The organism is Morganella morganii, from assembly GCF_041099235.1.
In the GTDB taxonomy this organism is placed as follows: Bacteria; Pseudomonadota; Gammaproteobacteria; order Enterobacterales; family Enterobacteriaceae; genus Morganella; species Morganella morganii_E.
In genome coordinates, this window is record NZ_JBFZSO010000002.1 from 387,441 (window position 1) to 410,158 (window position 22,718).

Genomic DNA, 22,718 nt, shown 5'->3' on the forward strand with positions numbered 1-22,718 from the left:
CAATTTTACGTTATGATACTAACCCTTATTCAGCGGGTGGAGCAGGTATGAAATTGCTACGCGGTTTAGCACAATATTATGTTGATTTACTGATGAAACTGGGTCTGGTCCGGTTTTCGTTATTGCTGGCATCGGGACTGGTGGTGCTGGCGATGGTGGTGCAGATTGCCGTCACCATGCTGCTTCAGGGGGAAGTGCAGAGCATTGACCTGGTGCGCTCTATCTTCTTCGGCCTGCTGATCACGCCGTGGGCGGTCTATTTTATGTCTGTGGTGGTTGAACAACTGGAGGAATCCCGCCAGCGCCTGTCCAGACTGGTCAGTAAACTGGAAGTGATGCGCAAACGGGATCTCGAGCTCAACGAACAGCTGAAAGAGAACATTACCCAGCTGAATCAGGAAATTACCGAGCGCGAAAAAGTGGAGGATGAACAGGTTGTTCTGCTGGATAAACTGAAGAAAGAGATCAGCCGCCGCGAACAGACCCAGCTCGAGTTTGAACAGCAATCTGTCCTGCTGCGCTCCTTCCTTGATGCCTCGCCGGACCTGGTCTATTACCGCAATGAGAAAAATGAGTTTTCCGGCTGTAACCGCGCGATGGAACTCCTCACCGGCCGCAGCGAAAAACTGCTGCGCGGCCTGACTCCGCGCGATATTTATGAACCGGAAATCGCTGATAAAGTGATGGAAACGGATGAAAAAGTATTCCGTCATAATGTTTCGCTTACCTATGAGCAGTGGCTGGTCTACCCGGACGGGCGCAAAGCCTGCTTTGAGCTGCGCAAAGTGCCGTTCTATGACAGTGTCGGCAAGCGCCACGGCCTGATGGGCTTTGGTCGTGATATCACCGAGCGCAAGCGTTATCAGGAGGCGATTGAAAACGCCAGCCGCGAGAAAACCACCTTTATCTCCACCATCAGTCACGAACTGCGCACGCCGCTGAACGGGATTGTCGGGCTGAGCCGCATTCTGCTGGATACGGATCTCAATCCGGAACAGGAAAATTACCTGAAAACCATCCATGTCAGCGCCGTCACGCTCGGCAATATTTTCAATGACGTGATTGAGATGGACAAACTGGAGCGGCGCAATGTCCGCCTCGATACCCAGCCGGTGAATTTCACCGAATTTATTTCTGACCTGGAAAACCTGTCCGGCCTGCTGGTGCAGCCGAAAGGGCTGCAGTTCACTCTCGATCTGATCCAGCCGGTACCGTCTGTGATCATGGCGGACGGCACCCGTCTGCGCCAGATCCTGTGGAATCTTATCGGCAACGGCGTGAAGTTCACCCGCGAAGGCGGCATCACGGTGAAAGTATGGCGCGAAGCTGATGACATGCTCTGCTTTGAGGTGCGGGATTCCGGTATCGGCATTCCGAAGGATGAGCTGGAAAAAATCTTCGCCATGTATTACCAGGTAACGGACAGCGCGGGCGGTCGCCCGGCCACCGGTACCGGTATCGGCCTGGCGGTTTCCCGCCGTCTGGCACAGGCAATGGGCGGTGATATCACCGTGACCAGTGAGCCGGGCAAAGGCTCCTGCTTCACGCTGTCAGTCTGCGCACCGGCTCAGGATGCGCCGGAAGAGGAAGACGATGACGGCCTGCTGCTGCCTGCCCTGAATATCCTGCTGGTGGAGGATATCGAGCTGAATGTGGTGGTGGCGCGCTCTGTCCTGGAAAAACTGGGTAACACGGTGGATGTTGCGATGAACGGCCGTGATGCGCTGGCGATGTTCTCGCCGGAGGAGTACGACCTTGTGCTGCTGGATATTCAGCTGCCGGATATGAGCGGGCTGGATATCGCCCGTGAGCTGCATCAGCGTTATCAGGCGGATGATTTACCGCCGCTGGTGGCACTGACCGCCAATGTGCTGAAGGATAAAAAAGAGTATCTGGACGCCGGTATGGATGAAGTGCTGAGCAAACCCCTCGCTGTGGGCGCTCTGACGCAGATGATAGCGAAATTCTGGGGAGACGGCAGTGAGGCACTGCCTGCGGAGGAAAGCGGCTCAGCGGCGTCTGAGGACGTGTATGCGCAGTCGCTGGATCTGGAAATGCTGAATCAGTACATCGAACTGGTGGGACCGAAACTGATTGAAGACAGCCTGGATGTGTTTGAAAAAATGATGCCGGGTTACCTGGCGATTCTCAATTCCAACATGGTGGCAAAAGACCGCAAAGGCATTGCGGAAGAGGGCCACAAAATCAAAGGGGCAGCCGGGTCAGTCGGGCTTATCCATCTGCGGCAGGTTGCGCAGCAGATTCAGTCACCGGAATTACCGGCATGGGATGATAACGTGCAGGAGTGGGTCGATGAACTGAATCACGATTGGGAAAGTCAGGTGGGGATTTTAAGAAACTGGCTGGCAAATCGCAGATAAAAAATAACCCCAACCGAGGTTGGGGTGCGCGAATACTGCGCCAACACCAGGGAAACTGGTTCACCCGCGACAACTATTTATCGTTATTTAGGCGAGTGATGAAATAGGCTCTTACATCATACAGGCTTCAACATAGCAAAGATAAGTATTTTTGTTACAAGATTCATTAAAAACTGTGATGAAGATTGGTGTTTGCACCTCTAAAGGGTTAAGCATTAATCTACTACAAAAGGAGTCAGATATGAAATCTGTTGGTATCGTTTTAAGCGGATGCGGTGTTTTCGACGGCAGTGAAATCCATGAATCCGTTCTTTCACTGCTCAGTTTAACCCAATCCGGCGCACAGGTGTATTTTTTTGCACCGGATGGACCTCAACGCACTGTTATCAATCACCTTTCCGGTGAGGAGAAATCAGAAAAACGCAATATGCTGGAAGAGGCAGCGCGGATTTCACGCGGAGAAATCCGTCCGCTGGCCGAAGCGGATGCGTCACTGCTGGATGCACTGATTGTTCCGGGCGGTTTCGGCGCGGCAAAAAATCTGTGCGATTTTGCCGTAAAAGGTGCTGACTGCGAAATAGATAAATATTTTTTATTATTAGCGCGTGAAATGTTATCTCAGGGCAAACCGATGGGATTTATCTGTATCGCACCGGTGATGATCCCGAAAATCGTCAATTCATCAGTACAACTTACTATTGGTGATGATGCGGATATTGCGGCGGCGATCGCGGAAATGGGCGGCGTACATGTCAATTGCACGGTGGATAATATCGTCGTAGATGAAACCCATAAAATCGTGACAACCCCTGCCTATATGCTGGCTGAGAATATCGCACAGGCACAGATCGGGATTGATAAACTCGTGAAAAAAGTGCTCGAAATGGCCTGATAAAGAATGAGGAAAATGATGGGGAGGATATTGCGGTTTCTGCGGAAAATAGTTGTTTTTGTTATGTTGTTATGGGTAACAATGATAATTTTGTTCGCGTTCCTCCCTGTCCCTTACTCTATGGTGATGCTGGAAAGGCAGCTTTCGGCATGGTCAACATTCAATTTTTCTTATGTCGCTCACAGTACGTGGGCGGGGGAAGACGCTATTTCCCCGCAGATGAAGCTGGCGGTGATTGCGTCTGAGGATCAGAATTTCCCGCACCACCACGGTTTTGACTTCGGCGCTATCTCCGATGCATTGTCAAAAAGCGGTAAGAAAGGCCGGGCGGCACGCGGTGCATCCACCCTGAGCCAGCAGACGGTCAAGAACCTGTTTTTGTGGGACGGGCGCAGCTGGGTACGAAAAGGGCTGGAAACACTGCTGACGCCCGGTGTTGAGCTGGTCTGGTCAAAGTCACGGATCCTGACGGTGTACCTCAATATTGCAGAGTTCGGACCGGGAATTTTTGGTGCGGAAGCGGCGGCACAGCACTTTTTCGGCAAAAGTGCGAAAAATCTGACGGCGGCTGAGGCTGCATTGCTGGCCGCTGTACTGCCGAATCCCCACCGGTTGCATGCGGATAAACCTTCCGCGTATCTCCGTCAGCGTCAGCAATGGATATTGCATCAGATGCAGTTACTGGGCGGAACCGCGTTCCTGAAGAAAAATAATGTGGTTGATAATTAGCCGCAGTATAATGAATTTATCTTACTGATTTGTTTTTTTTACAAAAATGATAAGTAAATATAATAATATCCGCTGCTCAGACTGTTTTGGTATAATGTTCTTATTATTTGTTATTTATTGATATATCCTGCATTTTCTCGTCTTTCAGACGGATGAGCAGAAAGCGGGTGTCCGGCACGGGCATAAAAAAACCTGACATTAAGTCAGGTTTCTTATCGGTTTCCGAAAGCAGGCGGAATTAATTCAGCCAGGTAAAGGCGGTGGTGACTTTTTTCGCGCCATCCGTTTCACTGGCCACTTTTGCAGCCGCCGCCCCTTCCTGACGGGTAACCACCCCTAACAGGAAAATCTCACCGTTCTCAGTGATCACTTTGATATTTGCCGATTTCACCGCATCACTGGTCAGCAGCTTGGAGCGGACTTTTGTCGTGATCCAGGCGTCTTTGGAGGCTGTCCCCAAATCAATCGGTGTTCCCTGACGGACTTCGTTATACACCAGTTCGGTACCGTCCACTTTGGCGGCAATCTCTTTTGCCCGCCGCGCCAGGGAGAGATCTTCCGTCTGACCAATCAGCAGGACTTTCCCCTGATAAGCCACCGGAATAATCCGCTGCTGTTTGATATCTTTATCTTTATTGAGCTGGCCGCTGACACGGGCTTCCAGTGTGCCGTCATCGACCTGTGTGCCGACAGAACGGGGGTCTGATACGGCTTTGGTCGCAACTGCCGCAGATCCGACAAGTGCTGCGCCGATACATCCCTGTAACAGTAACGCGCTGCAGATTAGTGCTGCCACGGGCACAATTCTCATAATATCTCCTTAGTCTTCCTGGTGGGGGAAAAGGGTATTGTCGATTAAATCACATAAACAATTCACCGTCAGCATATGCACTTCCTGTATGCGGACACTGTGCTGTGAAGGTACGCGGATTTCCGCATCACGCGGACCCAGCAGACCCGCCAGCTCCCCGCCGTCGTAGCCGGTCAGGGCCACAATGGTCATATCACGGGTCACTGCAGCTTCAACCGCTTTGATAATATTGCGGCTGTTGCCGTGTGTGGATATCGCCAGCAGCACATCACCGCTCTGGCCGATGGCGCGGACCTGCTTGGCATAAATTTCATCCTGCTGCCGGTTGGCGGCGATCGCGGTCATCACCACATTATCCGTATTCAGTGCCAGTGCAGGCAGGCTCGGGCGTTCGGTTTCAAACCGGTGGATCATACTGGTGGCGAAGCGCGAGGCTGTCGCCGCCGATCCGCCGTTACCGCAGCAGAGGATTTTATTGCCGTTGAGCAGCGACTGGACCATCATCATGGCCGCCCGGGAAATGGCATCCGGCAGGGCTTCTGCGGCTGCAATCTGCGTCTGAATACTTTCAGTAAAACACTGTTTAATTCTGTCTAACACGTATAAGTCCTGCTATCAGCAACGGATGACGATATTAACAAAAATCGGTGTGACCAAAGGCATTTTTCAGCCAGTCGATATGGTCACCGGTTATGGCACAAATGTCAAAACGGCAGTCACAGGTCAGCATACTCAGCTGTTGCTGAGATAACCAGCAGGAAGCCGCATAAAGTAAGCGGCGCTGTTTGGTTTTTGTGACACTGGCTGCTGCTCCGCCATAGTGTGCATTGCGGCGGTAGCGGACCTCGGTAAACACCCAGGTGCCGCAGTCCCGCATAATCAAATCAATTTCGCCCCGGCGGAAACGGACATTCTGCGCAACAAATGTCAGTCCCTGCTGTTCCAGCCAGCGCCGGGCAAATTGTTCATGACGACGGCCTGTCAGCCATGTAAGCATAAATACGTTCCCTGTATATCAGCAATATAAAGGTGACATCCTGTCACCTGTAAAATTCAGAAAAAGACTAGTTTGCGGCACCCAGCGGGGCAAGATTACCCTGCTTAAACTCCAGCCACGGCAGATGACGGTAAACGGTGCAGTTATCAGTGACAGTGATATCTCCGCTGGCACCATTCATGCGCAGAGTATGACGCTGCATATCACCGAACTGATTCGCCAGATGCCATGCATCCATTCCCATCGCATAGAGGCGGACACGGGTATAGTCATTACCGAATTTCCCGGCTGCCTGACTCAGTAGCTGCGGATTACCGCCTGCAATCAGCGGGATATCCGTCAGTTTCAGCCCTTCCATCTCAAACTGAAAATCTTTGCCGGTTCCGGCTTTATTACTGCGTGAGCTGGCATAAAATGCCGGACGACCACGCGCACTGGTGGCAAATTCCAGCGCCGGTTTGATGTAAATCAGCTGATCAGAGGTGGCGATAATATAGACAGAGTCCACACCACCGCTGACAGGCTGCGGCTGTACCATTGTGCCTTCCGGCTGCACTGCCGCTGATGAGGCCGGCTGAACCGGTACACCGGTCAGTGAAAGTGAGCTTCCCGGGTTGCCGGAGAAGGTCTGGTGCAGCACCACACCACCACCGTTTTTCTGCCACTCATCGGCAAAGCTTTGTGCGATGCGGCGGCCGAAGCTGTTATCCGGTGTCAGTACCAGCGGGGCGGTTTTATTGTCCTGACGGATAAACTGCGCGGCATTGCGGGCTTCATCTTCCGGTGAAAGTGAGAAATAGCAGACATTCGGACGGGCGATTGGTGTATCTAATTCATTGAGCGCCAGAATGTTCAGCGGGGTATTTGCGGTCGCCAGTGTGGCCACATCCCCTTTGAGCAGCGGCCCGACAATCAGATCCATGCCGTCAGCCTGTGCCTGTGCCAGCAGGGTTGCCAGTGGTTTACTGTCAGTGTCATAGATTTTCACGTCAGTGACAGTGCGGGATTCGCCGCTGTACGGCAGAGCCTGCGGGGCAGATACCGGACTTGCGGCGGTTGCGCCGTCTGCAGTGCTGTCATTTGACGGTGCACCGTTTGTCACATCCGGTGTGGTGATATCTTTATCCGGATCTGCCGGGCTGAGGGTGGTCTGTGCCGGAACGGCGCTCACCGGCTGTGCCGCCGGAACATCAGCAACCCGGTAACCGGTGCTGTATACCGCGCCGTTCTGAGCATCAGTAAAGCCCTGACGGATAGCATCACCCATCAGTTTCGCCTGACCGCTCAGCGGCAGGAACAGGGCAACACGGGCATTTTTGCCGGTCTGGCCATAGGTGCTGCTCAGGGTCTGGATAAGATCCTGCGGCAGGGATTTGGCGGCCGGGTTATCCGGGTAACGGATTTGCCAGTCACCCAGTGCGGCGGAAAGCGCTTTCAGATCCTGCTGGTTGTTCTGATACAAAATAAGCAGATCAACCCAGCCCTGTAATACGCTTTCATCGGCGTTAACCTGAATGTTATTGCGCTCTTCAGGGGTAAAACGTGTTAGCATCAGCCAGGTTTCATCAATATTCTGCTGATGTGCATCCGGATCAGTGAGCAGCGGCTCCTGAGCGATATAAGCACGGATAGCGTCAACGGACGGCTTTCCGGCAGCGGCATCAATAATCTTCTGATATTGCTGAACCTGTGTTTCCGGCTGGCCTTTGCCGGCTGTGCCCGCATGCCGGTTCTCAAGTGTACAGCCTGAGAGAACCAGCGTGGAAAAGAGTGCGGTACAAAGTAATTGCCTGCGGTAACGCGATAAAGTTAAGGAAAACATACTGTACCCGGTTATAGTTTTCTGAAAGCTCAATTCTAATGTGATCATCTGGACGAAACAATGAATCAACCTAATCAAGCCGTGGTTGCGGCAGCGACACTATATGTTGTGCCGACACCGATCGGTAATCTGAATGACATCACGGCACGCGCTCTTGAGGTGCTCACGAATGTCGATCTGATTGCAGCGGAAGATACCCGGCATACCGGCTTATTACTTTCGCACTTCGGTATTAATAACCGCTTGTTTGCGCTGCATGATCATAATGAACAGTATAAAGCAGATCAATTAATTACCAAATTACAGTCCGGGGTCAGTATCGCATTAGTGTCCGATGCAGGTACACCTTTAATTAACGATCCCGGTTATCATCTGGTCCGTCGTGCCCGTGATGCGGGGCTTACCGTGATCCCGCTGCCCGGCGCCTGTGCGGCGGTCACAGCTCTGAGTGCTGCCGGTCTGCCTTCTGACCGTTTTTGTTACGAGGGATTTCTGCCGGCCAAAACCAAGAGCCGGCAGGACACGCTGAGGGCGCTGGCTGATGAGCCGCGCACGCTGATTTTTTATGAATCCACCCACCGCATTCTGGATACACTGGCCGATATGGTCACCGTCTGGGGGGAAGATCGCTATGTGGTACTGGCGCGGGAGCTGACCAAAACCTGGGAATCCATTCAGGGGAAACCGGTCGGGGAGCTGCTGGCCTGGATTAAGGAAGACGAAAACCGCCGCAAAGGGGAAATGGTGTTGATTGCGGAAGGTGCGAAGCCGGTGCAGGATGAGGAATTCAGCCCGGAAATTCTGCGCGCGCTGGCGATTGTGCAGAAAGAACTGCCGCCGAAAAAAGCGGCTGCGGTGGTGGCGGAACTGTACGGCGTGAAGAAAAATGCCCTTTACCGTTACACCCTGGACGGGGATTCAGCCGCAGAGTGATGCCTTTTCCGCCATCCGGTCTTCCGGGGCGGAGTTATTCTGTACATCAGCGGGAAAGCTGCTTATAATCCGCAGCGGAGTCAGCCAGGCAATCGCTGCTTTATCGTTGTCCCTCCGGGAGACGGGTAAAGGGGAGGAAAGTCCGGGCTCCGCAGGGCAGGGTGCCAGATAACGTCTGGGAGGCGCGAGCCTACGACCAGTGCAACAGAGAGCAAACCGCCGATGGCCCGTAAGGGCACAGGTAAGGGTGAAAGGGTGCGGTAAGAGCGCACCGCGCGGCTGGTAACAGTCCGTGGCACGGTAAACTCCACCCGGAGCAAGGCCAAATAGGGGTTCATATGGTGCGGCCCGCACTGAACCCGGGTAGGCTGCTTGAGCCAGTGCGTGAGTGCTGGCCCAGAGGAATGATTGTCCACGACAGAACCCGGCTTAACGGCTGACTCCTCACTATCACAACCCCGCGTCTGACGCGGGGTTGTTTCATTTCAGGGCCGAGTATCAGGCCAGAATATCGATAAGCAGTGCCCGGCAGGGTGTTTTCGCCTGAAAGGTCACTTCCCGGCTGTCCTGAATAAATGCGCCGTCGCCGCACTCAATTATCCCCTGTTTTTGCCCGTCATCTGCCGTCACTGTACCGTGAACCGACTGATAGAATGCCCGTTTGCCGTACAGCGGCAGTGTCAGGGATTCACCGGCAGAGAGAAGGATATGGGAAATCCGTACCCCCTGCTGTAAATCAAGACTGCCGTCTTCGCCGTCCGGCGAGGCAATCAGCTGTACCGGCTGCTGTGTCAGCATTAGTTTTTGCGAACTGCCGCGCAGACTGCCGCGTGCGGCTTTCAGCCAGATTTGAATCCGGGTCAGCGGTGATACCTCACAGGGATTGGTTTCAGTGTAACTGACATCCTTGCGCGGCGAGAAAAACAGACACTCATCCTGTCTGCTCTCCAGATATAGTCCGTCATTATCACGAATATCGTGCTTCCCTCTGAGGATCAGGTTTACAATATCCACATCGGGATAGGATTTGGGCTGGAAACCGGCACCGGGAGCCAGTACCTCCTGATTCAGTGCTTTCAGCGGGCCGTACCCCATAAATCCGGGATCAAAATAGTGTCCGAAAGAGAAAGCATATTTCGCCTGTAACCAGCCATAGTCGGCGGACCCGGCCTGTCCGGCGGTTCTGTGTATAATCATAATGGTCTGCCTGTTATTCAACATGGTGAAATAATAAAGGGCTGGACGATGAATTGTTAGCCAGTTAATCTGGTGGCGACATTCAAAATTTCTGACTGAGATAATGATGAGTAAAGACAAAGCGTTAACGCTGGAATCATTGCGCGTGATGGATGCCATCGACCGCCGGGGAAGTTTTGCGGCGGCGGCGGAAGAACTGGGGCGTGTACCGTCTGCCCTGAGCTATACCATGCAGAAACTGGAAGAAGAGCTGGATGTTGTTCTGTTTGACCGCTCGGGTCACCGGACAAAATTCACTAATGTCGGGCGGATGCTGCTGGAGCGCGGCCGCCTGCTGCTGGAAGCGGCGGATAAACTGACCAGTGATGCGGAAGCACTGGCAAGAGGCTGGGAGCCGCATCTGACCATCGTCTGTGAGGCGCTGATCCCGACGGCCTCGCTGTTTCCGCTGGTGGACAAACTGGCACAGAAATCCACCACTCAGCTGACCCTGGCCACCGAAGTGCTTGCCGGGGCCTGGGAACGGCTGGAAACCGGGCGCGCCGATATTGTGATTGCGCCGGATATGCATTTCCGCACTTCCTCTGAAATCAACTCCCGCCCGCTCTATTCCGTGGTGAATGTGTATGTGGCGGCACCGGATCACCCGATCCACAAAGAGCCGGAGCCGTTATCCGATACCACCCGGGTAAAATACCGCGGGATTGCCGTGGCGGATACCGCCCGCGAACGTCCGGTGCTGACGGTGTTACTGCTGGACAAACAACAGCGCCTGACGGTCAGTTCTATTGATGATAAACGCCGGGCTCTGCTTGCCGGGCTGGGTGTGGCGAGCATGCCGTACCCGCTGGTGGAAAAAGATATTCAGGAAGGCCGCCTGAAAGTGATCGGTTCCGAATACAGCCATGAAACCAATGTGATTATGGCGTGGCGCCGCGACAGCATGGGGGAGGCCAAAGCCTGGTGTCTGCGGGAAATTCCGAAATTATTCAGCGGAAAGTAATTACCGGAGATTACGATCAGATACCCGTCCTGTTATGCAGGGCGGGTATTTTTTTGTGTGCCGGAGGCCTGTTGCGACCTCTGCCGCGAAATGCGTTAATTAATAATAAGAACAACAGCGATTGACCGGCGGTATTTATCCGTTAGCATTCAGTGGATATTCACCGGCAATAAAAGGTATTTCATCAGTGTATTTGCAGGAGGCAGCGTGGATCTGAAGCGGTTTATGTCGGATGTGGATTTTGCATTTGATCATGATTTTTTTGAGAAGGTTATTTATATCAATCTTACATCACGGCCGGATCGCAAATTCGATATTCTGGAAGCACTGGCAAATATTGAAATTCCGCACCATAAAATTGTCTGTTTTGAGGCGATCGCGAAAACACCGGGATTTCTGGGATGTGCGCTTTCTCATGCTGCTGTGATGAAAATGATCATGAAAAATGGCTGGGGGCCGGTACTGGTCGTCGAGGATGATAATAATTTTTATCATGATGATGAGCATATCCGGCAGGCGAATGTTTTTTTATCGGCTTTGCGGGAAAGAGACTGGGATGTCGCGTTACTGGGCGGAAATTATTATCATGCCTATGAGCATGAACCGGAAATATATTCTCTCAGTCTTAAATATGCATATTGTGCCAATGCCTATATTGTGAACCGGGGTTATGCGGAAAAAATGATGCATGTTTTTGAGAAATCAGTTCATCTGATTACGGCAAATGGTGAGCCGGATGAATCGAAAAGTATCGATGTTATCTGGCATGACCTGATGGAAAAAGATAACTGGTTCGGTTTGTATCCGTGCATTGCGTATCAGGCAAAAGGATTTTCTGATATCCGCGGTGCGTCAATGAATTATGAATCTCTGTTCAATAAACCATTATCCGGCCTGACATTTTTTACCCGTGACGGCAAAGTGAAAGAAGCGGAAACAGAAACATCCGCCGGGGCGGATGTTTCACAATAGTCTTATTATATTGCTGTGTGGCTTTACCTGAATGTCATTACCATTTCTTTTTCAGTAAATAATCGATACTGAATTTACCCGGGCCGGTAACAGCCAGCAGTAAATAGCCGCCTGCAATGGTAAAGTTTTTCATAAACATTAACTGGTTGGCGCCTTCTGCAAAATTGCTGTGAAACAGCAGGGCGGTCAGCACGGTAAAACCAAAAGTGAAAATCGCGGTTGTGCGGGTTAATAAGCCAAACAGGATGGCCAGTCCGCCGCCCAGTTCAAGCAAAATGGTTAACGGCAGCAACGCCCCCGGAACACCCATTGCCTGCATATATTGCTGAGTTCCTGCATAAGCATCCCCTAATTTGCCGTATCCGGCCACAATAAATAAGACAGGCATCATGATACGTGCGACTAAAATAGCGTAGTTGTTCATTGTGAGATCCTTATTAGCTCAACAATACTGAATAGTAAATATGACGATTGAGTCACATATTCTTTTGTTTAAATGGCACGATATGCCAATCCGTTTCGTTGAGATAATAGTAAGTGCGAATGAGAAGGATTGTTAGCAAGAATTCTTAATAAACAACATCAAAAATTTTGAATCCGGAGGCAGGCAGGGTTATTTCTGCTGATTACGGGGAAAATTGCTCTGAAGCGTGCGGAAAACACCCCACAGTCCCAGGGCGCGTTGTCCCCAGCGGATGAGTTTTTTCGGATGGCGGACAGCAAAGACGGAAAACAGGCTGACACCAGCCACAACCAGCGGGCGCAGTTGTGACAATGTCTGCCACGTGCGATCGAATGATTCGGTTTTTTTCAGCCACTGATCTGTGGCCTGTGACAAATCGCTGCGTTGGGCAGCGATAGTGTCAATCAGCGCCTGTTTTTTGCGGGCGCGTTCAGCGCGCTGATGCTTATTCATGCTCCTGCTCCTGCTTTTTTCTTTCCAGCAGTTGCCTGTCGATCGCCAGCTGTTCGCGGGTTGCGCCCAGCAGGGATGAACGACGGGCTTTGCGGACGGCCCACAGGGCGAAAATCAGTGCCCCGCCGAGCAGAACAGATGTCATGATAATCATTGCGGTCAGGCGGTACACAGGATCAACGGCCCACATAACCAGGATCATCAGGCTCATCAGCCCGAACGCTGTCAGCAGCAGAGCAGTACCGGCCAGTAAAATCAGCTGGATGAGATTGGATTTCTCTTCTTCCAGCTCAGTGGCAACAAGCCTGAGCCGGGTTTCTGCCATGCTGATAACAATGGCGGCGATACGTGTCAGTGTATCAAGGAGCCCTTTACCGGGCCCCTGCGGACGCTCCTGATCGGTCATAACTCAGCGGCGGGCCAGTAAAACGCCTAACACCACACCGACAGCGGCACCGATACCGACACCGGTCCACGGATTTTCGCGGACATAATTATCGGCTTTGCCTGCGATCTCTTTTGTCTGCTGCACAACCTGCTCTTTCCCTTCCGCGAGGCGGGTACGGGAATTTTCCAGCGCGGCCTGTGCTTTTTTCTTCAGAGAATCCACTTCTTCTTTGGATTTGCTTTCTGCTGTGTTCAGCACAGATTCCAGGGTGTCAGCCAATGATTTCAGTTCAGCGCGTAACTCTTCATTTGTATGATGTGACATAGGAACTCCTCGTGGTGGTTATAGCGTAACAGATTCAAAGTAACCGCTTTTTATCTGCAATTAAAGGTAAATTATAGTTTATTTTCCGGTATTGTTCTGCACATTGCGGGTGATGGCGGGGTAATTCAGAGGAAATGACGCTGAAACAGCGGACGGGGCGATAATGTATTCCGGCCGGCTGCTGTAATTGCACCGGCCGGAAAAATAGTCTGGTAATTTATTGTGCGTGAGTGTCGTCAGACGTTTTTGTCCGTTTGCGTTTCCACACCACCCACAGGCTGGCGATCAGACCGCAGACCAGCAGCACCACCGGGATGAGCATCAGAATATTCATCAGATGATGCTCATATTTGCGGAAAATCGGGCTGATACCGAGGCAGTAGCCGAGAGACGTTAAAATACCGACCCACAGGAAACCGCTCAGCCAGTTGAAAAACTGAAAACGGCGTGAATTCAGACCGGCGATCCCCGCCAGCATCGGCAGCAGGGTGCGGACAAACGCCAGGAAACGGCCGACTAACAGCGCCGCCAGACCGTGACGATGGAATAAACTGTGCGCCCGCTGATGGTAATGCGGCGGCAGATGAGACAGCCAGCCTTTCACCATTTTGGTATTACTGAGCCAGCGCCCCTGCAGATAGCCCACCCAGCAGCCGAGACTGGCACCGGCGGTGAGGACAACCAGGGTTGTCGGGAAATCGAGTGTATCTTTGGCGATCAGAACGCCGACAAGAATCAGCAGGCTGTCACCGGGTAAAAATGCAGCGGGAAGCAGGCCGTTTTCCAGGAAGAGAATGGCAAACAGCATAATATAAATCGCCCACAGCAGGGACGGGTTTGACAGGGTTTCATAGTCCTGATGCCAGAGGGCGAAAAAAAGTTGCTGCATTGTTTCCATCAATTATTCCCGGATCTGAAGTAAGCTTATTTCATGTTATGGGGCATTTCTGCGGATATGACCGGAACCCCTGATATATACACTGGTAAATCCGGCCACTTTAGCAAATTAGGGGTAGCGGAGACAGTGAATTTTTCCCGCAGCCCTGAAACAATATTAAGATTAAATTCAGCCTTTTGCAGATTATATTTTACGGGAAATCAATAAGTTCTGTAATGAAATGTCAATTACCGGTCAAACCTGCTGTAAATGAAGGCTTTTTCTTAAATAAGGTTATGTTGAACATCTGTTTTATTTTCCGGCTGCGGCAGTTGCAGACGTTCACAGACGGCCTGCGCCACATTATCCAGTAACTGATAACGGCGGCGGTACTCGGCACGTTTTTTACTGGCGATTTCATCAGCGGGTTTACGCGGCAGTGTCAGCGGTAATATATATTCGTGCTGCGGATTGGCGGTACCACCGACAGATTCCCAGAAAGTATTATAATCGGCCACCCATTGTGTCAGTTTTTTATGGCGGTAACGGCGGCTGCGGTAAATATGCGTTTCATTACTGGACGCAATAATCTGCTGACACTGAAACAGTGAGGCGATAAGGCAGATAACTTCCGTCAGAATGCGTTTGGGGAATACACCGTGACAGTTTTTGGTCGCCGCCCGGATAGCATGGTGAGCCTGCTCACTGACACCGCCCTGGAGCGCGCCGATAAACAGCGTCCGTTTTTTGTTCAGGTCCAGCAGGGTGAATGCACTGCGGGCCAGGATTTCTCCTGCATCATCCCGCATCTCCAGCGTCAGCTCGCCCTCTTTGTTAAACGCATCCTGCACATCCAGCCAGAGGTGGCAGAGACCCTCTTTTCCCTCAACCGGGCAGAGATAAAAACGCTCATTGCCGTAGATACGGCTGAATACAGCCGGCGGCAGAACGGCCTTGGTGATCCGGTAATGGTCGCAGATAGCCGCCGATTTATTTTTCCGGTGAAAATTAATGCTCAGATACGGGCGCTGTAATTTGGTCGGCAGCAGCGGCTGCTTTTTCAGGATCGCATCACAGCAGGCGGTGTTTGTCAGGCCGGACAGGTATTTCATGGTGGACAGCGGCATAAACAGGCTGCGGGCCGCGAATTTCAAGCGGTTACGGGCGGAGTCCCAGTGCATACCGGGACAGCATTCTTTGGTGAGTAGTTGTTTAAACAGCAGGAGGCCGGACATAGTAGTGCCTTTAATGAATGAAATTATTACACAGTGAAACAATTCACCCATTTTAACGGCAGAATAAAGATAAAAATTAAAAAAAGCTTATCGCCGGGCCGCAGTCTTAACGGAATTTAAGGATTCCGGGAAAATCCGGCTGTTACAAAAATACAACAATTGGTTGTATTATCACCGTTAAATACGATAAAAATTAAATTATTATTTAAAATCATACTGCTATTTGTGTATTTGCTGCCATCACCGGAAAACGGGTTGCCGGGATTCATTAGTAATATTCAGGGGATTTTATTATCCGCCGGTATTTTATCTTGCCGGAGGGAATAACCACTGCAGAAAACGGAAAAACCGGCAAAATAACTGTGGTTTTTCAGCAGAAGAGGAATAACAACGGAGAAAAACAGTAATGAAAACTAAACAATATTAATGCCCCATATTTCCATACTTGTTAATGATTTGTGATTTTCTGGTTTTTTCAGAATATAAAACTATATTTTTGCTTATTTTTTGAATTTAAAAACTGAATTGTGTTTGTTTTTCAGAGTAAAAAATTGTGATCGTGTCGACGTTTATGAAAAATTATTAGTCATCATAAAATGCATTGAATGAACATATATTATTGATATTTATAATTTTATTGTTGATTCCGTAACGTGATTTATAGTTTTGAGATCATTTAAAATGCAATGAATTTGGCGCAAAGTAATGACATTACCTCAGCGTAATTTACTATTTTGGAGCTCATTGTGAATCAGTCAGAACTTATCACGCTCGCTTCCGCGAATGCGTTAAATAAAGATTTCGAAGTTAAATATCAAAACGTCATCAGTGATTTCTTCAGCCGGGATCCCGGTAAATGGCCGATTTTTAATCATCCGCAAATCCAGGCAATTACTCAGTTCCGCCAGACCACCGATGCGGATGTGCAGCAGATCAACCGCTATCCGCAGGGGAAGGAGCTGTTTGCTCAACTGGCCGGTGAGTCACATGTCCGTCAGAACGTGATCCGTCCGGGAGAAGGGCAGGATGATTTACTGGTGTTTGCGTCCGCGCTGTGCAAAAACTGGGAAAACCCGCTGGCGGTTGAAAACGTTATCGCCATGCCGTCAGACCCGGCCGTTTACGGTTCCATGCTGGGATTACTGGGTAACCCGAACATGGTGTACTGCGAATACTCCGGTGTGGCGGATAACATGGAAAAAACCGTTATCCGCAAAGTGGCCAATCTGATTGGTTATGATGCGGACAAAGCATCCGGTCTGTTCACCCAGGGCGGGACAATGTGCAACCTGTACGGCTATCTCTTCGGGATCCGTAAATCGCTGAAGCAGTCAAAACATCTCGGGATGTCCGTTGATCAGGATTTCCGGATCATTAACTCGCAGGGCGGTCACTACTCCAATATGACTAACCTGTCCCTGTTAGGTGTGGATATCACAAACAAAACAATCCGTATCCGGGTAGCGTCAGATAACACCATTGACCTGGCGGATCTGGAGCAGCAAATCCGTGCCTGCTATACCGTCCACTGTAAGATTCCGGTGATCCTGCTGACCGCGGGAACAACCGATACCTTTGGTGTCGATGAAATCAAACAGGTTTATGATCTGCGCAACCGCCTGTGTGAAGAATTTGAAATCACAGAAAAACCGCATATTCACGTGGATGCGGCAGTCGGCTGGCCGATAATTTTCTTTATTGATTATGATTTTAACACCAACCCGCTGGCGATTAACGATGCCACCCTGGCCGGTCTGCGTCACAATGTTGAGAAATTTAAACAGCTGAAATATGCGGATTCCATCACTATCGACTTCCACAAATGGGGTTATGTACCGTATACCTCCAGCCTGGTGATGGTGCGTGACGGTGATGATTTCAAAGCACTGGAAAATGACCCGGAAAATTTCACCTATTTTGAGCATGCGCTGGAAGGGCAGACTCACCTGCAATCCACCATTGAATGCAGCCGCAGCGGTGTCGGTGTGTTCGGCGCGTATGCCGGATTGCATTACCTGGGCACTGAAGGCTATCAGACCATCATTGCGCACTGTCTGCAAAATGCGAACTATATGCGTAACCAGCTGTTATCCATGGGTAATGCCTGTGTGATGGTACCGGAAAACCAGGGGCCGAGTGTCGGTTTCCGCCTCTACTCACCGAAACTGGTTAATGATCCGCAGGCAATGTTTGCGCACGAACTGACCTGTGCCGGAGATAAAACGGCCTATGACATGATGGTGCGCAACAGCCGCTGGCATCGTGAGCTGTTCCTGAAACGCGGTAAAGCAGGACTGTTTACCAACTGGGTGGATTCTATCGCCTGCTCAGCCTATGCGGAACATAACCGGTTCGCGTATATTCCGGGGGAAAAGGCGGTCTTTATGAACCCGGTGACGCAGCGTCATCACATCGATGCATTTGCAAACATGCTTAAAACTATGAGTGCAGAATAAAAAAGGGTGTTTTTTTCTTTTCTGTTTGTGGTATAAGAGAAAAAGAGCGTCACGGCAGTGTCATATAGCGGCACTGCCTGTGAAGCAAAAATTAACGATTTTCAGAGAAGAGTGAACCGATGAACTGCATGATGAACCGTCGTCAGCTAAGCCTAAACCTACTACTCAGTTAGGTGGCTTCGTTTATCTGTTTTTCTTCATAAGCCACCAGTAAGGTGGCTTTTTTGTGCGTGTAAACCTGCTGGTGGAACTGTTTTTTTCGGGAGAGTTCCTATGATGTCAGGTTTTACCGCAAGGATTATTATCAGCGCAGTTTCACGATCGGTCTGTTGTTCTGCCGCCGCTTCTGTCTCTCAGATGACACAGCAGGAGGCCGTATGAGTCAGCAATGGACATCCCGTTTTGGTCATATCTTAGCCGCTGCCGGATCTGCCATCGGCATCGGCGCCATCTGGAAATTTTCGTATGTAGCCGCCAATAACGGCGGTGGTGCCTTCCTGGTTGTTTTCCTCTTATTCAGCTTTGTTATCGGTCTCGCGGTATTACTGGCTGAAAATATCCTCGGCAGCAGCACCCGCAGTGAAGCCGTCAACGCCTTCAAAAAAATGATGGGACGCCACTGGGCGTGGATCGGGGTAATCGGTGTATTCAGCTCCTGGTGTATTTACAGTTTCTACAGCGTGGTTGGCGGCTGGACTATCGGTTACACCGTGATGGCCGCCGCCGGTGAGCTGAACATTACCGACAGCAGTCAGCTGACCGGCATTTTCACCCGCTTTATCAGTAACCCGTGGTGGCCGGTGATCGCCCACCTGGTGTTTGCCGGGATGACCTGCTTTGTGGTGCTGGCCGGCGTGCAGCGCGGGCTGGAAAAATCCGTGAAAGTGATGATGCCGTTACTGTTTATTATTATGATCGTGCTGATTATCGTCGGGATAAGTTTACCCGGCTCATCTGCCGGACTGAAATTGTTCCTGTATCCGGATTTCAGCAAACTGACCGGCAAAGGCGTGCTGGATGCGCTGGGGCTGGCTTTCTTCTCCCTCTCTATCGGTCTGGGGATCCACATTACATACAGCGCGTATTTGTCTGATAACAAAAGCATTGCCAACTCCAGCATGTGGGTGGTGATCCTCTCGTGCATGGTGTGTGTGCTGGCCGGACTGATGATTTTCCCTGCATTATCAGCAGCAGGTCTGGAAGCGAATGCCGGGCCGGGTCTGACCTTTATGACTATGCCGGTGTACTTTGCCCATCTGCCGGGCGGCTCCGTGCTGGCAGTAACGTTCTTTGTCCTGTTGCTGATGGCGGCGCTGACATCCGCTATCTCACTGCTGGAACACATTGTGGCGTATGTTCAGATGCGTTTTCAGTGGACACGCCGCAGAGCGGGCCTGGTGGTGACGGCATCGATTATGCTGATGGGGATCCCTGTGTCATTATCTTTCGGGCCGTTAAGTGATGTAACCTTCGGCGGGAAAACGATTTTTGATATCCTCGATTACCTGACATCCAATATCCTGATGCCGCTGTTCGGTATTGCTGTCTGCCTGATTTTCGGCTGGTCACGTAAAGCGAATGCGCTGATTCCGGAAAACATCACCGGACTGAAACGTCAGAGTTTATTACTGGTCTGGCGTTATGTGGGACCTGTCTGTATCGGTGTGATTCTGATACACGGCCTGATCAGTTAATAACAGATAAAAAACGGCCCGGAAACCCCGGGCCGTTTTGCTTTACGGACAATCAGAAGCGGTAATTCACACCCAGGAAACCGCTGTACGGCGTTTCCTGTTTACTGCCGTTGGCGTAGTTGAATTCGCCGTAGACAGCCCAGTTATCATTCAGTTTTGCATCCACACCAATACCGTATTTTCCGGTGGTGCCGGACATATCATTGGTCCGTTTCCCTTGTTTATTCAGTTCCACATCGCCGTTTTTCAGGAATTCATGGTTCACGGCCACACGGATATACGGTTTGATTTGTGTACCGTTTTCCAGCACGAAATTTTTCCCGAAGGTGGCACCCAGCTCACCGCTGAACGATCGGGCGGCATCGGCTTTGATGCTCATCTCATTACTGTAGCGGTAATCCGCGCCCTGGCCGCGGAAGGCGGCGACCATGGCATACGGTTCGATAAAGTAATTCTCTTTTTCGAAGTACTTACCGGTTTCAACCGAGAAGCCGATACCATTGGTGTTACTGTTGGCGGAGGTTTTTCCTTCATTAAAGCTGGCGTCATAATCACTTCGGAAATGGTTGGCTTTCACCACGCCATCCACATAGATACCGGATTTATGCTGCCAGGTGGTGTAAACGCCGAGGCTGTAACTGTTAATGGTACCGTCGTTTTTATCCATCTTCAGGGAGGAGTGAGAATACCCGGCGACAATGCCGCTCCAGAGATAGCCGTTTTCCAGCTCTGTCATTTTGTCACCACCGGCGACAATCCCGCTGATGTCATGACGGTAGGCGACTTCATTATTACTGATATTGTGGCGTCCGCCGGTGACTTTCGACCAGACACCGAGATTCACCTGCGGGTTATTGCGCAGCTCACCGAGACGGGCGCGCAGCGTGCTCAGTTCACTCCGCCAGATTTGCGGCAGGGCGTTGGCAATCATCATTGCGGTTTTACTTGGCTCAGAGAGATCAGGCAGTTCCGGGTCAGGATCTGGTTTCGGGTCAGGTTTCGGATCCGGATCTACCGGTGCAGTCTCCTTGGTGGGTGACAGATACCATTCATCCGCTGAATCTTTATCCTGTGTCAGATAATATTTATACGCCCCGAGATCCACACTCTTGTTGGTCATGGTAAAAGTATCGTTCTGGCTGCCGGCGGCGTGGATCAGATGATAGCGATCCGGGTCGGTGGTGTTACTGACCAGCGCTTTACCGGAATCCATAACACGGACACCAAACTTACCGTCTGTTTTATCCGAGATACTGAGGAAATCCCCGCTGCCGTCCGCGAGGCTGGTGTTCATCACAAACAGGCCGTTACCGGAGAGTTCTTTGATGTTTAATTGGCTATAACGTTTGTGGTTATTTCCGGATATATCACCAAAAATAGTCACGCCATTGTTTTTCAGTGTACTAATCGTGGCAACAGACTCTGAAGTATTGTCATCAGGTGTGATGTAAAGCAATGATTCACTACCCATCAATTCTATGTGTTGTGCATACGCGCCGGTACTGAAATCTTCAGTCCAGTAATGTTTGCCGCCTGACTTCAGGGTCACACTGCCGTTTTCAACATTAAGTTTACCAAATGAATAGCCGCCATTATCAATAACGGTGCTGCCACCATTACGGATAGTTGTATCTCTGATACCGGCATACTCTTCGACATGCTGTTTACCGCCATCGATAAGTGTATTTTCTGCATTACCCATACGGCTGACAATCTGCTCACCACTATCCATTATTGTTGAATTAAGAGCAGTAGGGGTATCACCCTGTGTTTCTGTTGGATCCTCTGAGGAAACCCATTGTCCGTTCTTCCAGTCACCCTGGTGGCTGGTAATTATTTGTGTACCGTACACCAGGTTATCTTCGGCAGTACCTGATTTTATCCTTTGGGTGCCGCCCTGATAAATGGTTGTATTCCGGGCTGCGACATCATCATCCCCGCCGGCATATACCATTTGGTAGCCACCGTCATAGATATAGTTATTTTCTGCCAGGCCGGATGCCATCTGGTAACTACCCTGACCGGTAATATAGTTATTGATGGCAGTTCCCTGATAGATTATTTGTGTACCACCGTTGCGAATAATATTGTTTTTTACGATAGCGGTATTTTTGGGGTAACCGCCGGGAATCGTCAGTTCACCGCCGTCAATCAGGTTGTTTTCGGCATAAGCGTTATAACTGACAGTCAGCTTACCGTCTTTATTTACACGGGTATTATAAGCTGACACCCGCTGTTTGGTGTCAGATGCGGTGCGTAATTCCATCACACCAAAGGCATCCACAGTGGTGTTGTAGGAAGTGGTGCCGTTAGACATTTGCAGGTTAGCGACGTGTTCCGCATCAATGCCTTTCAGTGTAATACCGATAACACTGCTGTTATCAAAAGGGGTTTGTCTGAGTGAATCACCCAGGTAGGTTGTGGAATGCCCGATGGTTGTGCCGATCAGGTGTGTATCATCCTGAAATCTGAGATTCGGTTTTTTTGCCGCAGAGTAATTGATGTCAATGCCGGTCAGGTATTTATAACCTTTTACCGTGAATTCGGTTCCTGCACTGACATTCGTCAGCACATCAGCATCCGCATTGCTATAGCTGCCGCCGTTTTTAATATCATCAATACGTTTTGATTCATCGCTGAAGTCAAATGCGGGAATCGGCTCAGGTGTTACAGCATAACCGGCAGAGGCGTACGACATCCCCATTGCGGAAAGTATCAGAAAGGAAAGTTTATTGAGTTTCATTTTTTTGCCCGTGGTGGTGTTTAACAACACGTCAAAATTCGTGTTATTTATTTAATAACTAAAAGAAAAATATTTTTTCTGCGGGGGCGGAAAGGGAATGATGTGATCCTAGGATTTTAGATAAGATGAGTCAATGCAGGGGATTTCGGGAAATTTAAGAATGTCTGAGATGCTGCTTTTTTACACAAAAAAGAGCAGAAAGGATGAAAACGAAATGATTATTTCAGGTGATCATCACTATTAAAACCAATAATAAACAGAATATAAATTGTCCGCTTACGTATAAATGGTTGACTGTTTTACAAGGATAATCGTCTTATTATGCATTTATTAGTGTTATTCACTATT

Annotated in this window: 20 protein-coding genes and 1 other RNA gene; 9 read left to right on the forward strand and 12 right to left on the reverse strand. The window is 50.4% G+C overall.

Features of this window, described 5'->3' with window-relative positions; genetic code table 11:
• Positions 1 to 92 precede the first annotated feature (92 nt).
• The 3 genes from arcB to mtgA all read left to right on the forward strand — a co-directional run bounded on the left by arcB (position 93) and on the right by mtgA (position 4,002).
• The gene (gene arcB, locus AB7038_RS05175; protein WP_432643831.1) at positions 93 to 2,381 is read left to right on the forward strand and encodes an aerobic respiration two-component sensor histidine kinase ArcB; all 2,289 of its coding nucleotides are present in this window, start codon (positions 93 to 95) and stop codon (positions 2,379 to 2,381) included.
• Between the two features lie 241 nt (positions 2,382 to 2,622).
• Positions 2,623 to 3,273, forward strand: coding sequence for an isoprenoid biosynthesis glyoxalase ElbB (gene elbB / locus AB7038_RS05180; protein WP_369452873.1), 651 nt, complete (start codon positions 2,623 to 2,625; stop codon positions 3,271 to 3,273).
• Positions 3,274 to 3,279: 6 nt separating this feature from the next.
• Positions 3,280 to 4,002 (forward strand): monofunctional biosynthetic peptidoglycan transglycosylase, encoded by a 723-nt coding sequence (mtgA, locus tag AB7038_RS05185; RefSeq protein ID WP_369452874.1) that lies wholly within the window; start codon positions 3,280 to 3,282, stop codon positions 4,000 to 4,002.
• 238 nt (positions 4,003 to 4,240) lie between these two features.
• Here mtgA and dolP read toward each other — a convergent pair whose 3' ends face one another.
• From dolP to AB7038_RS05205, 4 genes are all read right to left on the reverse strand, one after another.
• A complete protein-coding gene (gene dolP / locus AB7038_RS05190) occupies positions 4,241 to 4,813 on the reverse strand; it encodes a division/outer membrane stress-associated lipid-binding lipoprotein (protein WP_368889413.1) in 573 nt (190 codons plus the stop codon).
• A gap of 9 nt (positions 4,814 to 4,822) precedes the next feature.
• Positions 4,823 to 5,413 (reverse strand): DnaA initiator-associating protein DiaA, encoded by a 591-nt coding sequence (gene diaA / locus AB7038_RS05195; protein ID WP_072869337.1) that lies wholly within the window; start codon positions 5,411 to 5,413, stop codon positions 4,823 to 4,825.
• A 34-nt stretch (positions 5,414 to 5,447) separates the two neighbouring features.
• Positions 5,448 to 5,810: a YraN family protein gene (locus tag AB7038_RS05200; RefSeq protein WP_072869339.1), complete on the reverse strand. Its 363-nt coding sequence runs from the start codon at positions 5,808 to 5,810 to the stop codon at positions 5,448 to 5,450.
• Positions 5,811 to 5,877: 67 nt separating this feature from the next.
• Complete coding sequence (locus AB7038_RS05205) at positions 5,878 to 7,632, reverse strand: penicillin-binding protein activator (RefSeq protein WP_369452875.1); 1,755 nt, start codon at positions 7,630 to 7,632, stop codon at positions 5,878 to 5,880.
• A 60-nt stretch (positions 7,633 to 7,692) separates the two neighbouring features.
• Between AB7038_RS05205 and rsmI the strand changes: the two genes are divergently transcribed.
• The gene (rsmI, locus tag AB7038_RS05210; RefSeq protein WP_072869344.1) at positions 7,693 to 8,565 is read left to right on the forward strand and encodes a 16S rRNA (cytidine(1402)-2'-O)-methyltransferase; all 873 of its coding nucleotides are present in this window, start codon (positions 7,693 to 7,695) and stop codon (positions 8,563 to 8,565) included.
• Positions 8,566 to 8,641: 76 nt separating this feature from the next.
• An RNA gene (rnpB, locus tag AB7038_RS05215) (RNase P RNA component class A) lies at positions 8,642 to 9,013 on the forward strand.
• Between the two features lie 50 nt (positions 9,014 to 9,063).
• Here the strand turns inward: rnpB and AB7038_RS05220 are convergent.
• Positions 9,064 to 9,762 carry a pirin family protein gene (locus tag AB7038_RS05220; protein ID WP_072869346.1) on the reverse strand — a complete coding sequence of 233 codons (699 nt, stop codon included), beginning with the start codon at positions 9,760 to 9,762 and terminating at the stop codon, positions 9,064 to 9,066.
• A 106-nt stretch (positions 9,763 to 9,868) separates the two neighbouring features.
• Between AB7038_RS05220 and AB7038_RS05225 the strand changes: the two genes are divergently transcribed.
• Together AB7038_RS05225 and AB7038_RS05230 are read left to right on the forward strand one after the other, a co-directional pair.
• Entirely contained in the window at positions 9,869 to 10,765 is an 897-nt protein-coding gene (locus tag AB7038_RS05225; RefSeq protein WP_015422972.1) for a LysR family transcriptional regulator, read from the forward strand.
• Between the two features lie 207 nt (positions 10,766 to 10,972).
• Complete coding sequence (locus tag AB7038_RS05230; protein ID WP_369452876.1) at positions 10,973 to 11,737, forward strand: glycosyltransferase family 25 protein; 765 nt, start codon at positions 10,973 to 10,975, stop codon at positions 11,735 to 11,737.
• A 37-nt stretch (positions 11,738 to 11,774) separates the two neighbouring features.
• Here AB7038_RS05230 and AB7038_RS05235 read toward each other — a convergent pair whose 3' ends face one another.
• From AB7038_RS05235 to AB7038_RS05260, 6 genes are all read right to left on the reverse strand, one after another.
• Positions 11,775 to 12,161, reverse strand: a complete 387-nt coding sequence (locus AB7038_RS05235) for a DoxX family protein (protein WP_368889409.1) — start codon at positions 12,159 to 12,161, stop codon at positions 11,775 to 11,777.
• Positions 12,162 to 12,350: 189 nt separating this feature from the next.
• A complete protein-coding gene (locus tag AB7038_RS05240; RefSeq protein ID WP_072869353.1) occupies positions 12,351 to 12,653 on the reverse strand; it encodes a YqjK-like family protein in 303 nt (100 codons plus the stop codon).
• Positions 12,646 to 13,059, reverse strand: coding sequence for a phage holin family protein (locus AB7038_RS05245; protein WP_072869355.1), 414 nt, complete (start codon positions 13,057 to 13,059; stop codon positions 12,646 to 12,648). Before AB7038_RS05245 ends, AB7038_RS05240 begins: the two co-directional genes overlap by 8 nt.
• A 3-nt stretch (positions 13,060 to 13,062) precedes the next feature.
• On the reverse strand, positions 13,063 to 13,365 hold the full coding sequence (locus tag AB7038_RS05250; RefSeq protein ID WP_004236369.1) for a DUF883 family protein: 303 nt from the start codon (positions 13,363 to 13,365) through the stop codon (positions 13,063 to 13,065).
• A 217-nt stretch (positions 13,366 to 13,582) separates the two neighbouring features.
• Positions 13,583 to 14,263, reverse strand: a complete 681-nt coding sequence (locus AB7038_RS05255; RefSeq protein WP_072869358.1) for a DedA family protein — start codon at positions 14,261 to 14,263, stop codon at positions 13,583 to 13,585.
• Between the two features lie 263 nt (positions 14,264 to 14,526).
• The gene (locus tag AB7038_RS05260) at positions 14,527 to 15,477 is read right to left on the reverse strand and encodes a VirK/YbjX family protein (protein WP_369452877.1); all 951 of its coding nucleotides are present in this window, start codon (positions 15,475 to 15,477) and stop codon (positions 14,527 to 14,529) included.
• A 746-nt stretch (positions 15,478 to 16,223) separates the two neighbouring features.
• Between AB7038_RS05260 and AB7038_RS05265 the strand changes: the two genes are divergently transcribed.
• Positions 16,224 to 17,933, forward strand: a complete 1,710-nt coding sequence (locus tag AB7038_RS05265; protein ID WP_369452878.1) for a pyridoxal phosphate-dependent decarboxylase family protein — start codon at positions 16,224 to 16,226, stop codon at positions 17,931 to 17,933.
• A 377-nt stretch (positions 17,934 to 18,310) separates the two neighbouring features.
• A complete protein-coding gene (locus AB7038_RS05270) occupies positions 18,311 to 19,627 on the forward strand; it encodes a sodium-dependent transporter (RefSeq protein WP_368889406.1) in 1,317 nt (438 codons plus the stop codon).
• A 52-nt stretch (positions 19,628 to 19,679) separates the two neighbouring features.
• Here the strand turns inward: AB7038_RS05270 and AB7038_RS05275 are convergent, their stop codons facing one another.
• Complete coding sequence (locus tag AB7038_RS05275) at positions 19,680 to 22,370, reverse strand: autotransporter outer membrane beta-barrel domain-containing protein (protein ID WP_369452879.1); 2,691 nt, start codon at positions 22,368 to 22,370, stop codon at positions 19,680 to 19,682.
• Between the last annotated feature and the right edge of the window lie 348 nt (positions 22,371 to 22,718).